At 31.7% G+C, this 21,128-nt stretch carries 18 protein-coding genes; 6 read left to right on the top strand and 12 right to left on the bottom strand.

Annotated features, from left to right (window positions below):
- Positions 1-262 precede the first annotated feature (262 nt).
- Positions 263-1,531, bottom strand: a complete 1,269-nt coding sequence (locus tag G9F72_RS03935) for a D-alanyl-D-alanine carboxypeptidase family protein (protein ID WP_224675947.1) — start codon at positions 1,529-1,531, stop codon at positions 263-265.
- 35 nt (positions 1,532-1,566) lie between these two features.
- Positions 1,567-2,877, bottom strand: coding sequence for a peptidoglycan binding domain-containing protein (locus G9F72_RS03930; protein WP_411955927.1), 1,311 nt, complete (start codon positions 2,875-2,877; stop codon positions 1,567-1,569).
- Positions 2,878-3,639: 762 nt separating this feature from the next.
- On the opposite strand from G9F72_RS03930, the gene G9F72_RS03925 reads away from it, so the two are divergent.
- Together G9F72_RS03925 and G9F72_RS03920 are read left to right on the top strand one after the other, a co-directional pair.
- Positions 3,640-4,047: a hypothetical protein gene (locus G9F72_RS03925; protein WP_164958534.1), complete on the top strand. Its 408-nt coding sequence runs from the start codon at positions 3,640-3,642 to the stop codon at positions 4,045-4,047.
- Positions 4,048-4,208: 161 nt separating this feature from the next.
- Positions 4,209-5,627 (top strand): IS1182 family transposase, encoded by a 1,419-nt coding sequence (locus G9F72_RS03920; RefSeq protein WP_164958535.1) that lies wholly within the window; start codon positions 4,209-4,211, stop codon positions 5,625-5,627.
- 134 nt (positions 5,628-5,761) lie between these two features.
- Here G9F72_RS03920 and G9F72_RS03915 read toward each other — a convergent pair whose 3' ends face one another.
- Positions 5,762-6,193: an SRPBCC domain-containing protein gene (locus G9F72_RS03915; protein WP_164958536.1), complete on the bottom strand. Its 432-nt coding sequence runs from the start codon at positions 6,191-6,193 to the stop codon at positions 5,762-5,764.
- A gap of 66 nt (positions 6,194-6,259) precedes the next feature.
- A complete protein-coding gene (locus tag G9F72_RS03910; protein WP_164958537.1) occupies positions 6,260-6,904 on the bottom strand; it encodes an alpha/beta hydrolase in 645 nt (214 codons plus the stop codon).
- Positions 6,905-7,378: 474 nt separating this feature from the next.
- Here G9F72_RS03910 and G9F72_RS03905 point away from each other — a divergent pair, with 474 nt between their 5' ends.
- Positions 7,379-8,830, top strand: coding sequence for an APC family permease (locus G9F72_RS03905; RefSeq protein ID WP_164958538.1), 1,452 nt, complete (start codon positions 7,379-7,381; stop codon positions 8,828-8,830).
- Between the two features lie 207 nt (positions 8,831-9,037).
- Here the strand turns inward: G9F72_RS03905 and G9F72_RS03900 are convergent, their stop codons facing one another.
- On the bottom strand, positions 9,038-9,676 hold the full coding sequence (locus G9F72_RS03900) for a TetR/AcrR family transcriptional regulator (protein WP_164958539.1): 639 nt from the start codon (positions 9,674-9,676) through the stop codon (positions 9,038-9,040).
- A 198-nt stretch (positions 9,677-9,874) separates the two neighbouring features.
- Between G9F72_RS03900 and ftsH the strand changes: the two genes are divergently transcribed.
- Complete coding sequence (gene ftsH, locus G9F72_RS03895) at positions 9,875-11,674, top strand: ATP-dependent zinc metalloprotease FtsH (RefSeq protein ID WP_164958540.1); 1,800 nt, start codon at positions 9,875-9,877, stop codon at positions 11,672-11,674.
- Between the two features lie 230 nt (positions 11,675-11,904).
- On the opposite strand, the gene G9F72_RS03890 is transcribed toward ftsH, so the two are convergent.
- The 3 genes from G9F72_RS03890 to G9F72_RS03880 form a co-directional block, all read right to left on the bottom strand.
- On the bottom strand, positions 11,905-13,032 hold the full coding sequence (locus G9F72_RS03890) for a peptidoglycan-binding domain-containing protein (RefSeq protein WP_164958541.1): 1,128 nt from the start codon (positions 13,030-13,032) through the stop codon (positions 11,905-11,907).
- 158 nt (positions 13,033-13,190) lie between these two features.
- Positions 13,191-13,556, bottom strand: coding sequence for a ThiF family adenylyltransferase (locus G9F72_RS03885; protein ID WP_318010970.1), 366 nt, complete (start codon positions 13,554-13,556; stop codon positions 13,191-13,193).
- A gap of 28 nt (positions 13,557-13,584) precedes the next feature.
- Positions 13,585-13,773: a hypothetical protein gene (locus tag G9F72_RS03880; protein ID WP_224675946.1), complete on the bottom strand. Its 189-nt coding sequence runs from the start codon at positions 13,771-13,773 to the stop codon at positions 13,585-13,587.
- A 299-nt stretch (positions 13,774-14,072) separates the two neighbouring features.
- Between G9F72_RS03880 and G9F72_RS03875 the strand changes: the two genes are divergently transcribed.
- Positions 14,073-15,146: a hypothetical protein gene (locus G9F72_RS03875; RefSeq protein ID WP_164958542.1), complete on the top strand. Its 1,074-nt coding sequence runs from the start codon at positions 14,073-14,075 to the stop codon at positions 15,144-15,146.
- 85 nt (positions 15,147-15,231) lie between these two features.
- Positions 15,232-16,317: a hypothetical protein gene (locus tag G9F72_RS03870; RefSeq protein ID WP_164958543.1), complete on the top strand. Its 1,086-nt coding sequence runs from the start codon at positions 15,232-15,234 to the stop codon at positions 16,315-16,317.
- Between the two features lie 320 nt (positions 16,318-16,637).
- On the opposite strand, the gene G9F72_RS03865 is transcribed toward G9F72_RS03870, so the two are convergent.
- The 4 genes from G9F72_RS03865 to G9F72_RS03850 all read right to left on the bottom strand — a co-directional run bounded on the left by G9F72_RS03865 (position 16,638) and on the right by G9F72_RS03850 (position 21,008).
- Positions 16,638-17,267 carry a class I SAM-dependent methyltransferase gene (locus tag G9F72_RS03865; RefSeq protein ID WP_187356086.1) on the bottom strand — a complete coding sequence of 210 codons (630 nt, stop codon included), beginning with the start codon at positions 17,265-17,267 and terminating at the stop codon, positions 16,638-16,640.
- Positions 17,268-17,376: 109 nt separating this feature from the next.
- Positions 17,377-17,700 (bottom strand): DUF3784 domain-containing protein, encoded by a 324-nt coding sequence (locus tag G9F72_RS03860; RefSeq protein ID WP_164958544.1) that lies wholly within the window; start codon positions 17,698-17,700, stop codon positions 17,377-17,379.
- 100 nt (positions 17,701-17,800) lie between these two features.
- Positions 17,801-18,247 (bottom strand): NUDIX hydrolase, encoded by a 447-nt coding sequence (locus tag G9F72_RS03855; RefSeq protein WP_164958545.1) that lies wholly within the window; start codon positions 18,245-18,247, stop codon positions 17,801-17,803.
- Positions 18,248-19,070: 823 nt separating this feature from the next.
- The gene (locus G9F72_RS03850; RefSeq protein ID WP_164958546.1) at positions 19,071-21,008 is read right to left on the bottom strand and encodes a Cache 3/Cache 2 fusion domain-containing protein; all 1,938 of its coding nucleotides are present in this window, start codon (positions 21,006-21,008) and stop codon (positions 19,071-19,073) included.
- Between the last annotated feature and the right edge of the window lie 120 nt (positions 21,009-21,128).

Genomic DNA, 21,128 nt, shown 5'->3' with positions numbered 1-21,128 from the left:
ATTGCAATCTTTTTATTATTTTATCATAATAATTTAACAATGTATACGTTTTTTTAAGTAATACTGTAATTATTTAATTCTAACAATAATTTTTTTATATACATCATACTAATTCTAATAGTAGTATACTCGAAATTGAAAGAGACACCAAAGGCAAAGCCTTCTTCTGTACCAAATTAAATATATTTCTATAATAAAAGGGAATTCATAAGTGAATTCCCTTTTATCTCTTTTATCTGGTTAAAAATTGTTTGTGTCAATTTTAATTCCTTTTAAATTTCCTTTTTTTCGTTTTACTTAAATTAACGGCCCTTATTATAACTGCTATTCCTATTAAAAATAAAATAAATATTCCAGCAATCATAAGATAAATAATTATAGTATTTTTTATTAAAGTTCCTTTCGAAGCCATTGAATAAAGCTTGTAAGTTTTGACTTTCCCTTTTTCAGTTAGTGACAAGGTTCCAATGCTCTTATCCCCTTTAAGACTAGTAGGGTCAATACTGGTTAAGTTTATATTTTCCTGCAAATCTTTTTTGTTTGCTTCGTTGTTGAAATAGCTAATGTCTTCTTTAGCTACAAGTGGTACACTAACAGTTTTCTCTGGTCCAAAGGAGCCAAGCGGTTTGTATTTTAATGTTTCAGTTTTTATAATGTCATTTTTTGCATGTAGTATTGTGGGTTGTAAATTATAGCTATAGTCAATTATTTTTTTCATATCATTGAAAACATAAGTGTCATTGGCATCTTTGACTGATCCCATAACAACTCCCATAATTTGTCTTCCTTTTCTTTCATAAAAAGCTACAAGACATCTCCCAGCTTTTGAAGTATACCCTGTTTTCCCACCAATACAACCATCGGTTCCAAGAAGTTTGTTACTATTTTCAATAACAAATGTTGTACCTTTTGATGTTGATATAGTATTTTGCTTTTTATTCATTGACTCTTTTACCCATGGATTTAAAAATGAGGTTCTCGCCAATATACTCATATCATAAGACGTAGTATAATGATCTGGACTATGAAGCCCATTAGAAGTTACAAAATGAGTACCTGTCATGTGCAATTTTGCCGCCTTGTCATTCATCATTTTCATAAAGCTTGTAGAATTTCCTGAAACATTGTCTGCAATCATATAGGCCATATCATTTGCTGAATACAGTAACAGTCCATCCATTACGTCCACAGCTGACATGGTTTCGTAAAGCTCGATTGGATGAAAATTAACATTTAATGAATCCGCGGGCTGAGATTTTGCACTTTGCGTATATTTTAATTCATCATTTTTTCCCAGGTTCTCAGCCAGCAATAGTGCAGTCATTAGCTTTGTTGTACTTGCTGGGTACATTTGCTTATCTACATTTTTTGCATAAATTATTTCCCCAGTTGCAACATCTACAGTGATGGCTGCTTCCCCATATATTGATGATAAATTAGTAGTACCATCTATACCCGCAGCGAAAATATTTGAACTCATAGAAAATACTAGAAATAATACAATCAAAATAAAAAATCTTTTGTTTTTCAACTTTCATCTCTCCATTACTTTAATTTATTGTGTACCTACTTACTCACCAAAACTCCTTGCTCATTATAACAAACAACTGGAGTACCTGCGTCAATATTATCAAATATTGCTTTTGCTAAATCGTATGGTGAATTTATACAACCATGTGACCCTCCTGTCATATATAGCTTTCCTCCAAACTTATCTCTCCAGCTTGCATCATGAATTCCTATCCCTCCATTAAAGGGCATCCAAAAGTTAACAGGAGAAGCGTAACCTTGACCTTTAAGGATTGCATTTTTTTCTTTATATTTCAACTTATAAATGCCTTCTGGTGTTGCATTCTCCGACCCCTCAGTACCTGTGACAATGTCCCCTTGTACTATCAGCAAACCATTTTTATAAAACCATAAGTGCTGTATTGTCAGATCTATTTCTACATAGGTATTCCCCATATCATTGTTGCCATGATATAAGGCAGTTTGAGTATATGCTGGTTCTTTTGCTATAGTTTTCCCTTCTTTTATGATCGAAATTAAAGCTTGAGTTTCTTTAACTCTATTAATGGACCAGCCATAATCACCAGTGTCAATATTCATAGCCTTTCCTGATGATGATACAAAATTTCTTCTCTTACCAATTGTATTATATTTGCTTGCAAGTACATCTATATAATTTTCAACTTCTTTTTCGTCTAATGTGACTTTAATATTCTCATCAACGGTAAGCCACTTATTTATTGTAGAACTATCTAAAAATTCTTTATTGTCTCCAAAAGTATAGGTAATTTTTGAGGATACATATTGGTTAAGCATGTTCCTAGTGTCGACGATTTTTTGAGATTTTGAAGTATATTTTGGTTTAACATAGCAATTGATTGACTCCAAATCAATTGTAGTTTCCCCCTTCATTACTGCATCTGACACATGTTCGTATAAAATGTCTTTATTAACCTTGTTTCCAGCAACTTCACTTACAATCACATAACCATTATCTGTATACTTAAAACTAGGATTTTTAGGCTCAATTACACTACTGCTATCAAAACAAGAGAGCTTGTCCACCCTTTCCTTCAATAGATTCTTATCATATTTAACCTCATCTATCATTTTAAAATCTTTTTTATTAAAAACTGATGAAATCCATTTATAGGGATTTTGTCTATCTTTAAAGCCCTTAAATTGTCCATCTGACTTATACTTTAACCCAACTTCATTACCACTGATTTGCTCATTTTTACCGCCTCGTTCTTTTATATTTAACTTATATGTTTGAATTTCAGATGCCATTTTTTTATTTACATTATCCACAATTTCACCTGAAACATTAATGCCATTTATTTCTGAACCAAAATAAAAATGATTCATGAAATAAATTGCCCCTCCAAAATAAATAACAAGTAAAGTGCAAATAGAAACTATAATACCCATAACAATTTTCTTGTGCTTTTTTATTGGCCTTATTATTGACTTTTCTAATTCATTTTCCGTAATGCCCACCCCTTCTAATCACAATAAAATACAGACTTAGTACGTTCCCATTTTAAGTCTGCATTTCATTTTGTGTTCTAATCTTCAGTATTTTCGGACTTGTCTCCACTAGATATATGATATTGGTATTTTATATAAATTGAGCGAACCATCAATGCGATAATGCACCAAATATAGCTACTACAAATAACAACGCAAGTATAATAATACCTCTTTTATATACATTATGAAAGAGACATTTTTTTTTTCCTCTTCTCTAAATTCCTCTTTGTTTTTTATCAAATTATGTGGCACTCTAAAATTAAAAAATAAAGTAAAAGATATAAAATTCAATGGTAGCAACACTGTAAACGTGTCCATAATTTAGGAAATTGATTTTGTTCCTTTATAGTTAATAACATAATTTATAATTCCTACTCTTATTTGCTCTGTGCGGTCTCCTAAAACTTATTTATTTTAAAATATAAGATTATAAAATAAATCTTAAAAACAAAAAACACTCTTACATTTTTTATGGTCTAATAGGTATAAAGAAGTAAAAATATAAAATTATAGTATATAATTATTCCATTACTAGAAATCATAAGTTTAACTGCTAAAAAAAAACACTTACAACTAAAGTGTGATGGAATCTATATTATGCCAAAAGACAAGCAATACATTGAAGTGGATTTAAAGAATAAGAAAATCATAAATGATTCAAGCTTACATTTTGATTATTTATATGGTAAGAGAAATTTAGTTAATGACGAAAAAAAAGCCTATGCTTTTCAACTGGGAATAAAGATATCTGATGAAAAAATGTTAAACAATAAAGACTACAGTAGACCACTAGAAGTAAATGGAAATGTATATGATAGCAACGGCAATAGCTATTTAATAAATATGGTGTCCTGGTATGAGGAGAAGGATCTCTTAACAGGTAAAAAATATGGTGTTTTAACATTAGAATTTCCGAATATAAAATCTGTACCAGATATTTTAAAGATAGAAATAATCCGTGTATATACGAATATAACTGGTGCATTTGATGCTAAAATTAATTAGAAATAAGATGCCACATGCAAGTGGCATCTCAGACTGTTGACAAACATAAAATGTTAAATATCCCAATTTTTAATTGGGATATTTTTTTATAGGCAAAAAGGATTTTGGACCATGAATGTCGAATATATATAGTATACAAACTTTATTCGGAGGTCTGAATTATGATTAATGAAAAAAACTTCACACAGCAAAAACTTGAAATGGTTTATTTAGAGAATTTAGTTCCTAAAGACCATGTTTTAAGAAATATAGATAAATACGTGGATTTCTCTTTTATAAAAGAATTGACTCATAAATATTACTGCCTAGATAATGGGAGACCTGGTATAGACCCAATTTTACTTTTTAAGATGTTGTTCATTGGGTACTTATTTGGAATAAGATCTGAAAGGCAACTTGTAAAGGAAGTTGAAGTGAATGTTGCCTATAGATGGTTTTTAGGATTAAACCTTACCGATACTATTCCAGATCACTCAACAATTAGTCAAAATAGGCGTAGACGTTTTAAAGGGACAGATGTGTTTCAAAATATATTTGACGAAATAGTGTTTAAAGCTATAAATCTTAATATGGTAACCGGAAAAATACTTTACACAGATTCTACACACCTAAAGGCAAATGCTAATAAGCGAAAGCTTGTTAAAATTGAAGTTGAAAAAACACCAAAAGAATATGTAGCTGAACTCAATAAAGCAGTAGAAGAAGATAGAATAAACCATGGTAAAAAACCTTTAAAGGAAAAAGAAGTTGTTCCAGAAATGAAAGAAATTAAAGTTAGTACAACTGACCCCAATAGTGGATATATGATGAGAGATGGTAAGCCGGAAGGCTTCTCATATTTAGATCACAGAACTGTTGATAGCAAATATAATATAATTACTGATGTATATGTTACCCCTGGAAACATAAATGATGTTGACCCTTATATCGATAGATTGGATGTGCAAATAAAAAAATTCAATTTTAGTACAAAATATGTTGGTGCTGATGCTGGGTATGCTACAAATCTTATATGCAAAGAACTATTTGAGAGAGAACTAAAATCCGTAATGGGATACCGTAGGTCTCCACATACAAAAGGAATGTACACAAAGAATAAATTTCAATATGTTAAAGAGCAAGATATATACGTATGCCCTGACTTAAGGGCTTTGCATTATAAAACTACAACAAGAGATGGATATAAAGAATATGTTGGAAATGCAAAAGACTGCGAGCAATGCCCAAATAGGGCTCAATGTTTTTCTGATAAAAGTAAGTTTAAAACTATTAGAAGGCATGTTTGGGAAACGTATAAAGAAGATGTAGTAAAGTTTACCAAAACTGATAAAGGTAAAAAAATATATAAAAGAAGAAAAGAGACTATAGAGCGAAGCTTTGCAGATTCAAAACAGCTGCACGGGCTTCGCTATTGCCATATGCGTGGATTAGAAAATGTGCAAGAGCAGTGTCTGCTTACAGCAGCAGTGCAAAACATGAAGAAGATAGCTAAACTACTATCTTCCATGTTTTTTGATTTTTTAACTAAAAATTTAGTAGTTATTTCTAATTTGTACATATCTCAAAATGCTATCGCATAATTGCACGTAAAAAACCCAGTATAATAAAAAATTATACTGGGTTTGTAAACAACCTGAGATGCCACATGCAAGTGGCATCTTTTTTTAAAAAATCCAAAAATCCTTTATGCTTGATAATAATAAGTATGTCACCTTTAATTATTTTCCAACAATTCCTTTAAACTATTAAGCACCATTTTCCAGTTCTGTCCCGATTGTTCGGCTCTCTCCTGTGTATCTACATTTGACTGAAATATTGTAACATTCACCCCTTCGCTAACCGCTTCTACAGAAAACTTTATTATTTGGTACAACTCAGCAATATCAGAAATACCGCTAAAACTACTCCAATAACTATATGATAAAGATTCCATTGTAATAAATGAGAGCACCACTCCTTTATCTTCGTAGGTTGCTCCTTCCCACTGCCCTCTAAATAATATGGGAGAACCAACTTCCCATGTAGTAACTAAATTTGTACCGAAAAAGTACTGTTTTACTAATTCCGGATTTATTAAAGCATCCCATACTTTGTTAAGAGGAGATTTAATCATCACCATACTTGTTGAAGAATATTTGTTATTCATTTCTATCACCCTTTCTATTTTATATCTTCTAAGTGAAATCGTCGGTGCCACAATATTTGCATGGACCTACTTTACCTTTTCAAGTTGTAGCCATGCAATAAAATCATTTTTTTCTTCTAATGAAATCTCATGACCTACTGGGTATGAATTAAAACTCAATAACTCATTTCTTGCTTTGAAGAATTCATAGTTTTCTTTTCCTATATTCAATGGAAAAACTGGATCAAACTCACCGTGAGCAATAAAAATAGAAAGCTCATGAACATTTTTAATTGGATAAGTTTCCTTAACATGTTTCGGAATATAGCCACTTAATGCAACTATACCTTTAATTTTATTGCCCATTTTCAGTGCTAGAGTCATAGATAAAATTGCACCCTGACTAAATCCAAATAAAAACTGTCTGGAGGAATCAATTGGGTACCTGTTTAGGAAATTATCAATGATGACCTCGAGTTTCTCTATAACTTCATCAAAAGAAACAATATCAGGATTACCAAAGCTTTTAATCGTAAAATAAGCAAAACCAGATTTCATGGTTAGAGGACCCCTAATCCCTATGATAATAAAATCATCTTTAAGCTCTTCAATTGTACTAATAATATCTTTTTCATTGCTTCCCATACCATGCATGGCGTAAATAACAGGATATTTTTTCCCTTCTTCCAAATTAGAAGGAAGAGAAATATTATATTCTAAATTGATATTCATAAAATCACTACTTTCTTTTTATTAATATTATTTATTTATTAATATCGTTTATTAAAAGATATCAAATCTATTATTTGTTGTCAATACTATTAACACAAAAACACCCTAGCATATGTATTAATTGTCAATTCAATAGGGTGCTACGCTAGCTACATAGATTTATTCTAGTATTTAAGTCCATAATCACAAATCTTTTTAGAATTTAATGAAGATGGCAATTTAAAGAAAATTATATATATACAGCACTAATTAAAGCATTTTTTTACAAAATAATGCTTTAGTAATATCTTCGCAATCATTAAATACAGAATAACGTCTAAATACTGGGCATATAGAGACAAAATGACGATAAGAATAATTTGAATATAATGTCAAATATTAGTAAAATAATTACGGAGGCTTCATATATTCAGAGTATTAGTATTTATATAAAAACGCAATTTATCCTAAAATAAAAATGGGGTGGGGTATTTAATGGAGAATAACAATTTAAAAAGAGTATTGAGTAATAAGGATGTTTTGGCCCTTGCATTTGGCGCAATGATTGGATGGGGATGGGTAATCTTAACTGGCGTATGGATTCAAAAGGCAGGTACTTTGGGAGCAATGATTGCATTTGGAATCAGCGGCATTATGATAATCTTTGTAGGTTTAGCTTATGCAGAGCTTACATCTGCGCTACCCCATGCTGGTGGGGCTACTGTATTTAGTTATAAAGCACTTGGGTCAAATGGATCTTTTATATGTACTTGGGCTCTGATACTAGGATATGTAGGTGTTGTTGCTTTCGAAGCCTGTGCTTTTCCTAATGTAATTGAGTATATAATGCCTAATTTTTTACAAGGTCATATGTATACGATTGCAGGATTTGATGTATATGGTAGTTGGGTAGGAATAGGCGTTATAATTTCCATTATTATTACAATGATAAATTATCGCGGAACGAAAGACTCAGCTTTTTTACAAAAAATTTTAGTAGTAATTATTGCTTTAGCTGGAATTGCATTAGTTGCAAGTGCTCCAATTACTGGCCATCTTTCTAATTCAATACCTCTTTTAAGACATGGTTGGAATGGCATCTTAACTGTTACTATTGCAACACCCTTTATGTTTATAGGTTTTGATGTAATTCCTCAAACAGCAGCTGAAATCGATCTGCCTTTTGATAAGATTGGTAAAACCATCATGGTGTCTATATTTATGGCAGTAGCATGGTATGTATTAATTATTTTCGCAGTAGGTTATTTAATGACTGATCAGCAAATAAGGTCATCTGTACTCGTAACAGCAGATGCAATGAAAATAGGGTTTGGTGGTAGTGATTTAGCTGCTAAGATTTTAATTGTTGCAGGTATGGCAGGTATCATTTCCAGTTGGAATGCATTCCTTATTGGAGGAAGTCGAGCAATGTATGCATTAGCTCAAAATAAAATGCTTCCAGGATCTCTTGGAAAATTACATCCGAAATATAATACTCCATCAAATGCAATTCTTTTAATTGGCAGTATTTCAACTATCGCACCTTTCTTTGGAAAGAGTATGATGGTTTGGCTGGTTGATGCAGGTAGCTTCGGAATTGTTATGGCTTATGCAATGGTGGCTATGTCCTTCGTGGCTTTAAGAAAGAAACATCCTGATATGAACAGACCTTACAAGATAAAAAACCACATATTTGTAGGATACACAGCAATAGTTTTAACAGTATTAATGCTTCTGCTATATTTACCTGGAATGATTTTTGCTGAATGGACAATCGTAGGTATATGGGTCGCACTAGGGCTAGTATTTTATTTCTCTGCAAAGAAAAAATACTCTGATTTTGGAACAAACATAGAACTTTCAAAAATAACTACACCGCTAATTTCAACAGTGGAAAATTGTGATAGTTCTTTTGATAGCTTAACGGAATCAGTGGAAGTTCTTTAGGGAAATTAAACTATATAGGAAGTACACTCCATATGATTTAGATATAATATTAAAATAGAGAATAGGTTCTTTTATTTTGAACAAATAAAAGCCCCATTTCATTAGTACAGTGGATATTTAGAAAAACACAAGGGGTTCCTTGTGTTTTTTATATTATTAATACTATTTCTTGCGGGTTGCAAATTTAATTGCTTGAAAGGGAGTTTTTCATTTTTTATTCAGTTCGATAAGTGGCATTATCAAATGATCAACTATATGTTCTACATAGGCCATTTTAATGGGTTTGCCAGTAATTATGAGCTGATAAAATAATAACGCTGGGCCCACATCTGCCAGAAGTTTCAATTGCGCCTTGTCTAATTTCTTATTGATGCTACATTCTATGGCATCACTAAATATACAGGTTTGATTGGTTATACAATCCAAGTGAATCACTTCAGATAATAATTTATCTCTGCTTATTGCTGTTGCGATGGACAGCATTACCTTTTGCCTAACCTGGTCTCTTATCCCAAAATATATGCTAAGTGATTCACACAAATAATCTCTTAAATTATCTCCACAGCGCTGCGTATCAACCTTCTGCTCACAAGGCATCATGGATTTTATGGCTTCTGCTATAAGATACGGTTTAGATTTCCATCTACGATATAAGGTAGCTTTTCCTGCATGAGCCCTTAGTGCAATAGAATCCATGGTAACCGAATCATACCCCTGCTCCGCAACGAGCTCCAAAGCAGCTTTTAGAATGGCAAAATCCCGCAGTTTATCTACAGGTCTTCCTATCTTACCTGGGACTTTTCCTTCAAAATTTTTAATGAAATCGGATTTATTTATTATATCCATCCCCTTGCCTCCATTCTCTGTTTTCCATAAATATAACACAGTGTAAACATCTTTTCAACATAACTGAACAAAATAGTTTTGAAACTGTTGTGTTTTATTATTAGCTATGATATACTCTCATTTATAATAAGTGAAATACTAAGAACGTAAAGAACTTAAAAAAGTTAAATATATATTGAGAAAGAGAGGTGTTCTCTGATGAAAAAGAAATCAAGTATTGCTGTTTGGGCTATAATTTTTGTTATTATTGCAGTATTTATGCTTGCTAAACCAAATCAGAATTCAACAATTATTAATTTTAATCAATTTCAGAATGATTGGACAAATAATACTATAAAAAGCTTCGTGGTTCAAGAAGATCAGATGTCAGTTTCTGGAACTTTAGTAGATGGAACTACATATAAAACCATCGTTCCATCCGCTAGATTATTTCAGTTTATTAACGCTCATCCAAAGAATCCAACTATTCAGGAAACATACGTAGCACCATCCAGTATGTCAATGTGGTTGCAAATTTTGCCCAATTTACTATTCATATTAATGCTTGTAGGTTTTGTGTTTATATTCATGAAACAATCGAAGGGCGCCGGTGGAAGCGGTGGTGTAATGAATTTTGGTAAAAGTAAAGCGAAACTTGTAGATCCTGATAAGAAAAAAGTTAGTTTTAATGATGTTGCTGGAGCAGATGAAGAAAAAGCTGAGCTTGCAGAGATAGTCGATTTCCTAAAACAACCTAAAATATATATAGAAATGGGTGCGCGTATACCAAAGGGAGTTTTACTAATAGGACCGCCTGGAACTGGTAAGACACTTCTTGCAAGAGCTATTTCAGGAGAGGCCGGAGTCCCATTTTTCAGCATATCAGGTTCAGATTTTGTAGAAATGTTTGTCGGTGTGGGAGCCTCCCGAGTGCGAGATTTATTTGAGCAGGCGAAAAAGAACTCGCCTTGTATAATTTTTATAGATGAAATTGACGCTGTAGGGAGACAAAGAGGTGCAGGAGTTGGTGGAGGAAATGATGAACGAGAACAAACATTAAACCAACTGTTAGTTGAGATGGATGGTTTTGGAGAAAATGAAGGAATAATAATGATTGCAGCTACAAATAGAGCAGATGTACTTGACCCAGCACTACTAAGACCAGGTAGATTTGATAGACAAATACTTGTTGGTGTTCCTGATGCAAAGGGTAGAGAAGAAATTTTGGCAGTACATTCAAAAAATAAGCATCTTGCACCAGAAGTTAAACTTAGTGTGCTTGCGAAAAGGACACCTGGATTTACAGGTGCAGATATTGAAAACTTAATGAATGAATCAGCACTTTTAGCTGTACGAAAAGATAAAAAACTTATTGGAATGAATGAACTTGAAGAAGCAGTTACAAGAATAATTGCTGGACCTGAAAAGAAAAGCAGAGTTATAATTGAGGCCGATAGAAGGCTCACAGCGTATCATGAAGCAGGCCATGCAATTGTAATGAATTTACTTCCAATGTCGGATCCTGTTCACCAGATAAGTATAGTTCCAAGAGGAATGGCTGGCGGATATACTATGCGTCTTCCAGATGAGGACAGATCATACATGTCTAAGTCAAGACTTGAAGAGGAAATTGTGGGACTATTAGGTGGTAGAGTTGCCGAAAAACTAGTTATTGGAGATATAAGTACTGGTGCAAGCAATGATATTGAAAGAGCAACAACAATCGCAAGAAAAATGGTAATGGATTATGGCATGAGTGATACCCTTGGACCGATTGCTTTTGGTTCAGGTAGTGATGAGGTATTTCTTGGAAGAGACATGGGTAAAAGTAAAAGCTTTAGTGAAGAAACTCTAAACAAAATAGATTTAGAAATAAAAAAACTTATAGATGAAGCATATAAAAAAGCATTGACACTTCTAACTGAAAACAGGAGTAAACTTAATGCTGTTGCGGAAGAGCTTTTAGTACGAGAGAAGCTTGAAGCAGTGGATTTCCAAGAAATATTTGCAAGAAGCTAATTTATAGCAGGTAATAAAATGTTCTCCGCTATGCTTAACGGCTTTACGTTAGGGGTGCAAAAGAATGGCGTCTTCTTATACTAAGATAAGAAGACGCCATTTTTTCATCCAAGGTTAGTTGTAAAGAAATCAACCCCCGTCTCCCTCTTTCCCTGTGTATACAAGGAAGCTGGAGATGGGGGTTGATTAATATACTTAATCTATATCTAAAAGGATAACTTTATAAAGACTTATTTAACTGGTATAACTACTTCAACACGATTCTTATAGGCATCTTGAATCGCACCTAAGAAATCTCCATGAGGATCTTTAAGTGACATAGTAGCACCGGAAACCACATCTGCAAGGTCAGCCTTTTCTTTGACAGTAAGTTTAGCTAATTTATCAAGTTCGTCTTGCTTGGTTGTAGTAGCTTTTATTGGACGACCAGCTGCAGTTGTATTCTTTGCAAACCATGCTTCTAATTCAGGGATAGTTTTACCAACAAAGAATGTTTGGTAGAAATCCATTTGCTTATACCACTCATTAGCTGCATTCATACCATAAGCATCTCCACGTTGACGTTTCGTTTGCCATCCGTTGACTTCAGCAGTTGCTGATTCTAGTGTGTTTTTAGATACACCCGTTACTTTATCTGTATCATGGTCTGTTACATTATATCCTGGTGTATTAGGCCATCCTGAAAAATGCGGCATTGATGCACCATCATAATTTGGAGTGGAAACTTCATATGCATCTAAATATGCACTTAGAATTCTTCCATCCGCATCAAAGTTAACATCTGCCATACCAACGGTAAAACTATAAACCGGTACTTTTTCACTGTCAGCGCCAGGACCATTTCTAAATGCTACATTATGTCCTAATCCTTGATAAACCTTTATAGCTTTTGGAGTTACTGCAGTTGTTGGCACAGTTGGTTTTAGTGCAGCTACTTTTGCATTTAAGCTTGCAGCAGTAATTGGACCTACTATTCCATCAGCCCAAAGACTATTTTTCCCTTGATAATTCATTACGGCAGTTTGAGTAGTTTTTCCAAAGATACCGTCAACATTAAGCTTGTACCCAACAGTGTTAAGAGAATTCTGTAGACGTTTAACATCATCCCAATATGAGCCAAATGTAATTATATGGGTTATGTTTAATGAAGTCAAAGATGCACTAAATGTAGTGGTTTGTGCAGGTGTAGATGGTTTTACTGGCGTTGTTGGTGTTGTTGGTGTTGTTGGCGTTGTTGTAGTAGCTGCTGAAACAACATCCACTCCACCAAACCCTGCTAGTCTTATATTGCCTGCTGCAAATGAAAGTGTGCTTATTACTGTTAATGCACAGGCAACTGTTACTAATGTTTTTTTCATCATTTCCCCCCCATTATATTTTTTTAGAATAAAAACATTTTATTCTAAGTTTAAAAAATAACAACATAGTTTGTTAATTATTAAACTATAAAAATATCTTATTCCTAAAATCTTACATTTACATTGTACAAAACATTATTGGTAAATACAAGTATTATTTACAATATTTCTCTTGTAAGTATTGTTTCATTACATATATTGTCATATCGATGTTTCTTACATTCGTCATGTAAGCTTATAATTGCTGTCAAATCTAGAAAATCGATTGTATCAAAGACAATATCTGCGTTATTAACAATTTTAGTAACATTTTTTCCAGATATATATTCAGTAAATTCTTCGATTTTTACCGAGGGATTAATCTCTTTAAGCCTTTCTGACAAGGCTTTCATCTTAAGTTTCCCAATATCACCAGCAGTGAAACATTGGCGATTTAAATTATGATCATTAATTATATCACCATCTGCTAAAATAAAATTTTCGAACCCTATTCTAACTGCAACCTCAGCAAATGAACCTCCAATTCCACAACCAGCTATGAGAATAGTTGTGTTACGTATTTAGTTTTGTAATTAAGTGTGTTATCCCATTTTTAATTGCCCAGGCATAAATTGTGCGAACGAGTCCTATCACAATGTTTAAACCTCTTCTATCTTTAGGTATTACTAATCTAGAAACTTCCAATCTTTTTTGATTATAATTAGGGGTAATGTCAAAAATTTTTTCTATTGGGATTGTCATGCCTTTCTCAGGTATTATAAGTCTTACACTACCCACCAATATATTTTTAACATCAAAAGCGCCAAAGTGAATTATCTTTATATACTTCCACCTAATATACTTTACGAATACTTCCAGTGGTAATGAAGGAATTATAAGCAGTTTGTTTTGCTAATAAAACATATAAAATAATACATAATTACAACCAAAAATTTTAGTTGTACTTTATCTTTATATAATTATTAGTTATAATGAATTGTATTTTATAAAATAATCTAGACATTATTTTAAATACCTTACGTTAAAGGAGGAACTTTTAAATGAGTTTTCAATTACCAAAATTCGCATCAGTAGATTTCACACAAGATTTTCTAGCTTACGCACCAGATGCTAGAATAAGCGAGGTTAAAAAAGATGGGGTTGCTCCTAAAGGTTTCCTAATAACTTCTATATTGCCTGAATATTTTAAAATTAAAGGACAGTGGGTTCTTCCAACCCAAACATCTGTAGAATGTGCTGCCGTTGTTCGCGATGACAACACTGTAGAAATTGTGGAATTTAGAAACCTTAAAGCTTACGATAAAGTAGTTTTAGGTAAATCTAAAGATGGAAGTGAAGGTGTATTCCAGTATACCAGTGGATTTGATAACTTACCAAATGTAGGACTTGGAAGATCTGTTGAATCTTCATTTTCAAGGGATTACAGTGAGTTATATGAATTACTCGAATACGAAAAAGAAAATAATGGACATATAGTTTGGGTTCTAGGACCAGCCGTTGTTTTTGATTATGATACAAGAGCCGCACTATCTGCACTTGCTGAAAATGGGTATGTAAACGCTCTTATGGCTGGGAATGCTATGGCAACCCATGATCTAGAGGGAGGACTCCTTGGAACTGCACTGGGCCAAAATATATATACTCAAGAATCTGTTTTAATGGGTCATTATAACCATTTAGATTTAATAAATGAGGCTAGACGTGCGGGCTCTATAGAAGCATTGCTTGAAGAAGGAAATATAAAAGATGGATTCATGAAAACCTGCATAGAGAAGAATATACCTATAGTTCTTGTTGGATCTATAAGGGATGACGGACCACTTCCATCGGTTTATCATAATGTATCTCGTGGACTGGATGCAATGAAAGAACAAACAGATAAAGCAACAGTAGTAATTTGTCTTGCTACAGTTCTTCACTCAGTAGCAACTGCAAACTTAGCTTCATCCTATAGAGTAGTAGATGGGAAAGTAAGACCGGTATATTTTTATTCTGTAGATATTGCTGAATATGCAGTTAATCAAGTAGCCGTTGCTAGAGAATACGTAGGTGTTAAAACAATAGTTACTAATGTTCAAGATTTTGTTGTTAATCTTCAAAAAAACTTGATTTGATATAACTACTTTGAAGAAGATGATTTAACCTATTTACTTCTAAACGCACTACATACATTATTATATTAGTAGGAGGAGATTTTAAATGAGTTTTGAATTACCAAAGTTTACACCACCGGATTTCTCGCAAGATTTCCTTGCTAATGCTCCAGACTGTAAAATCGAAGAAGTAATTAAAGACGGCGTTACTCATAAGGAGTATCACGCATTATCAATATATCCTGAATATTTTAAGATTAAAGGGAAATGGGTAATAGCTAATGAGAGCCGTATGGATAGCGTTGCTATTGTTACTCCAAATGATGACATAAATGTTGTTGAATTTAGAAATTTAAAAGTTGGAGATAAAGTTGTCGTAGGAAGAACTGAAGATGGAAGTGAAGGTATATATATGTATACTAGAGGGTTTGCTACTGACGATGTAGATAGTGATACCTTTGCATTTAGAAGTGGAAGATCAAGAGAAACAGCCTTCTCTAAAGATTACGATGAATTATATAAAATTATGCAATATGAAAAGGAACATGATGGAAAAATAGTTTGGGTTTTAGGACCCTCAATTGCATTAGATGATAAATCAAGAGCTGCCTTTACCTCGCTAGTCGAAAATGGGTATGCTCAAGCTGTTTTATCTGGAAATAATCTTGCTACTTATGATTTAGAAAAAGCAATGTTCAAAACAGTTTCAGGTCAAGAAACTTTTGAGTCTCATGAAAGTGCTCATTACAACTATATTGCAACTATAAATGAGGCTAGACGCGCAGGATCCCTGGAAGCGCTTATAAATTCAGGAGTAGTTAAAGATGGCATATTAAAAGCTTGCGCGGAAAATGATGTTCCTGTAGTACTTGCTGGTAGTATAAGAGATAGATATACATTGCCAAACGTTTATGATAATGTGTATGAATCTCAAAATGCTATGAGAAAACATACTAGAAAGGCAACTATGCTTATATGTTTGTCAACAGTACTTCATACCATAGCTGCAGGAAATATGACACCATCGTACACTGTAAAAGATGGGGTTGTTAGACCAGTATATATATATTCTATAGATATACAAGAGTTCTCTGTAAACAAACTATCTGATAGAGGAACATTAGAAGTAAAGACATTAGTTACAAATACTCAAGACTTTATAATTAACGTAGCAGAAGGATTAATTAAATAGTTGAAGAAGCTATGATCATGTATGTAATTTAAGGAGGTCCTCTTTTAAATTTACAATTAATTTTTAATTTCGTCACTATACTGACACATTAAATTGTTATTATAAATGAATAGAAAGTAATTGATTTTTTTTAATTAGAGTCCCCCTTTAATTAGATATAAATTTAATATAACTCCTTAAAAGAACTGGTAATATAATCAGTTCTTTTTTATTGAATAAAAATTAGCTGGTAGAGATAATAAACCCTTCGCGCTTATTTTTACATTATTAATAAAAAAAATCCGTATTATTTTACTTGAAGATTATATTATTAGATAAAATTATTTATTAGCAATAATTAATACTCCAGCACAATGAGATATTTGTATATACTCACAGAAATATTCATCATTTAAATTATTTTTAATTTCTTCTGCTGTAAAATAGAATTCATCATTATCCCAATACTCATTGTATTTAGCCTTACATTTTTCTAGTTGATTTCTTGTTTCAAAAGAAACGTCACCCAAAAATATCTTTCCTGTTTTATTTAGCAAAGGGAAAAATGACTTTATAAAATTGATTTTTTCTTTGTCTGTCAAGTGATGAATTGCATATGTGCTAATTATGAAGTCAAAATGATGATTTTTAATTTCATCTGATAAGCCCTTGGAAAAATCCCGATTTATCAATGTTGCTTGTGGCATTTTCTGCTTTGCAATATCTATCATATTACTTGAGAAATCAATGCCTGTTACACTATATCCATTATTATATAGTTGAGTTGCTAAAATTCCAGTTCCAAACCCAATATCTAAAACATTTGCACCGTCTTCTTTTCTTACTTGGTTATAAACATAATTTAACACATCTTTATAACCTGCAAATGGATACTCATTATTTTTCTCACTAAGATTTACACTCTTATCATAACCATTAGCCCATAAATCAAATCCTGTACTATCTAACATAATTTTTACCTCCCCAAATAGTTGAAAAAAATTCTAACTGCCTCTTTCTTAAATTCACATTGAAATAATCTACAGTTATGACGCATGAAATGAATATTGCGAATGCTCATTACAGTCCACCATTATATTTTTTTTGTGCCATAAATATCATAATTAAGCCCCATACAATGAATATCCCAAAGCATATCACACCATATGCAGTATTTGATGTGAATTTAATAATACCCATCATCAGTATCATTCCTATTCCCATTATAATACATGCTTTACCCACTTTTTCTGTATAAGATTTTTTATCTTTTTCAGCAACCCCTGTATAATGATAATCATGTATTAGCGTTATCTGTTCTTTTTTCCAAATACGCCATCCTATAAAAATAAAATATAATCCTACAGGTAATAATATAAGCATCATAACTATTAATTCAGACATATAATCATCTCCTTAGTTAAATATAAATAATTTCAAGTTCTTAGTTTTTTACAGTTGTGACGCAACCTTAGAAAGATACGTATTTAACTTCTTTCGAAAATTAATGTTTTTTTAAAATCCTCATAACTTTTATAATAAGATTAGAATCTTTTAATGTCTTTATTAAGTTATAATTACCACTTGTATAATCTTTAATTTGTTCTTTTCTATGAGGAACCATAAAAAAAGGCAATTTATTTAATTTAAACCATTTTACTTTACTTGTTTCATCTCCATTTTCGATTTCTTGTCCACCAATAACCTTTCCTAAAAATATATGTTGAATATCATTAAACTGAATTCTGTTGTACTCACCTATTTTTTTATAAGCATTTGTTATATAGCCTGTTTCTTCAATTGCTTCTCTTACTGCACATGCAGTTGGAGTTTCTTCAATACCTACCTTACCACCTGGCAAATCCCATATTGGAATATCTTTTCTTTTAACAAGTAAAATTCTATTATTATTTTCATTAAGTATTATAGTAAATCCCCCTTGCGTAGCCATACATTTTCCTCCATTGATACTTATTAGTTCTTTAATTACAATTAAAGACGAACTTTAAGTATATTGTAAAGTATTTCTGATAAACTTTTATTTTAATAATCCCTTTAAGAATAAAGAGAAATCCTTTACTAACAAAAAAAGAAAGATTATGGCTATACATGCATAACTATACCTTAAAATCGAATGCTGGTGCACTCGATCTCTGTGATAAAATAATAGCTTTTGACAAATTGAGTATATTAATTTCATCATATGTACTGTTATTTATCGCTGCTTGTATCATGGGAGGAGTTGGTAATATGGTAGCTTGTTTATTAGTTAATTTAGTAACTACTACTTTTATTACAGGGGTCAGAGGTCGGGTAGAGTACATATTTTTTTCTCAATACTTTAACTTCTCTTTAATTCTCATAAAATACATTTAATGTCGTTAAATATAGATTTCACCTCATTATTAAAAAATGCCGCTAAAAGAGATTACACTAGGTATAGGGAATTGGATTGCTTCGCCTTTTTATACGATTCCGAATCACTGTTACCATTATATAACATAATAGTAAAGATTGTAATAGTCCAAACTTTACCTAACCATATTTTCCCAATGTATCACAACTAAAAACGCCACAAACTTTTATTGTTTGTGACGTCTAAAATGATAGATGCGAATTAATATTATTATTGATTTGAAGATACTAATTCTACTTTTTTATTTTATAAAGACCATTGTCTGAGATAATAGTAAGTTTCGTATTGGCTTTGTATTATTAATAAAGCAAAACTTCTTGCACAAATTGTAAGCAATTTGTTTTGCTAAATGCAGTTTTTACTTACTAATATCGGAAAATTCAATCAATATTTTTTCACTATTTGTTTGATAAATTAAATCTATTTTTGAGTCCTGATTATCATTATGGTCAACCAGCTTAACAGGCAAGCTTATTGTAAATTCTGTGCCTTCTTGATATTTACTTTTTACATTAATTAAACCTCCATGCATTTCAACTAAAGATTTAACTATAGCAAGGCCTATACCACTACCTTCATGTGTTCTACTTAATAAAGGGTCCACCTGCTTAAACCTTTTAAAAATTTGTGATAACTTGTTTTCTGGAATTCCTATGCCGTTATCCTTTACAGAAATTATAACGTGATTATCTTTATCGTACACTCCAACTTCAATTGTATCTCCAGGCCTCGTAAATTTAGTCGCATTAGAAATTAAATTAAGTAAAATTCTCTCCAGCTGTTCTTCGTCAAAGGCCATGATTTTTTCTTCTATATCTGTATCAAAAATAATTGTTCTTGACATACCTTGTACGTACAGAATAGTCGATAGGGTTATTTCCTCAGCAACTTGTACTATATTTTGATTCTTTAAATTTAACTCCACAAATTTAGAATCAATTTTACTAATATCAATTATATTATTTACGAGTCTTAACAATCTATAACAATTTTGTTTTATATAATTTGTATATTCGTTTAACTTCTCAATGTTATTTGAATCTACATCTTTGCTTATGTATACTGAAAATAACTGTGCTGTAGAAAAAATTATATTTAACGGAGTCTTTAATTCATGAGACATATTGGCAATAAATTCGGTTTTTAATTTATCGTATTGTACTAATTCTTCCATCAACCGCTTATTTTCACCTATCATATTATTAAAACTATCGGATAATACCCCTATTTCATCTTTATTGTTTATGTCTGAACGTACTGTTAAATCACCTTTACCCGCTATCTCCATATATGACTTTAATTTATTAATGGGTTTAACTAAATTGTTGGCCATAAATACAGCTATAATCCCACCTAAGAAAATCATTAATAACCCACTTAATAATGTGGTATACAAAATTGATTTACTTGACGATGTTAAGTCATCATAGTTAGCTGTAGTGACAATATACCAATCCCAAGGTTTGAAATACATATAATAAGCTAATTTATGTACGTTTTTATATGTGTATTCAATTAGTCCATCTTTATTTGATATTATTTTTTTACTAAAGTCATATTCGCTTAGATTTTTTCCCTTATCAGTAGGATGGATAATTGCTTTTCCATTAGAATCCATTATGTATACATAACCTGTTTTTCCGATTTTAACGTTATTTAATGTTTTTTCTAAATAATTATTAAGCAGTGTATTCCCTACCCCTATTGCTCCTATAACCTTTTTATCTTTATTAAGTAATGGCTTAATTCTTGATAAATAACTTTCCCCTTCATATGAGTGTGTACCCAAATACTCTTGATTATTAATTATTTTATTGTAAACATCAGAGCCTGCAGAGTAGTATGTTCCTTCAATTCTTTGGTTGTCTTCAATACGGTTTGTAGATACTCTTATTAACTTATTATTATTTAATAAAAATATAGAAGCAGTACTACCTGTAGATTTTTGTATATCATTAACAATCTTAGTATCTAATGATATCTTGTGTGTTCCAGCATATAAAACTGGTAAATAAAAATCCCCTACTTTTATACTTTGAGTATTATCTACATTTATATTACCCAAACTATATAATAACTTCTCAGCGGAATTCAAATCGCTATAAGACTTTTCTATAAGGGAATCATTTCTTACGCTTATTGTAGTTTTAAGTAATTCCGTTACAGATTTACTTTTTTCCTTAACTTCGTTAAATACTGCATCCTTTGTTATCTTACCAATTAAAACCCCTAAAAAACTTACTGTAAGTAGAATTAATATTAAGTAACTAATAATTATTTTAATTTTAATACTCATACAATAATCACTTCTCCTTTAATGATAAAAGAACAAAGTCCTATAATTATACATTTCTGTTGCGGTTATTTATAAGTTAAGATTTCTCACTTTATGTGATATTTTTCAAGTTTTTACTTT

Source organism: Clostridium estertheticum (assembly GCF_011065935.2).
GTDB classification, from domain to species: domain Bacteria; phylum Bacillota; class Clostridia; order Clostridiales; family Clostridiaceae; genus Clostridium_AD; species Clostridium_AD estertheticum_A.
Note: the sequence above shows the minus strand (reverse complement) of the source record. Positions and strands in the feature narration are given on the sequence as shown.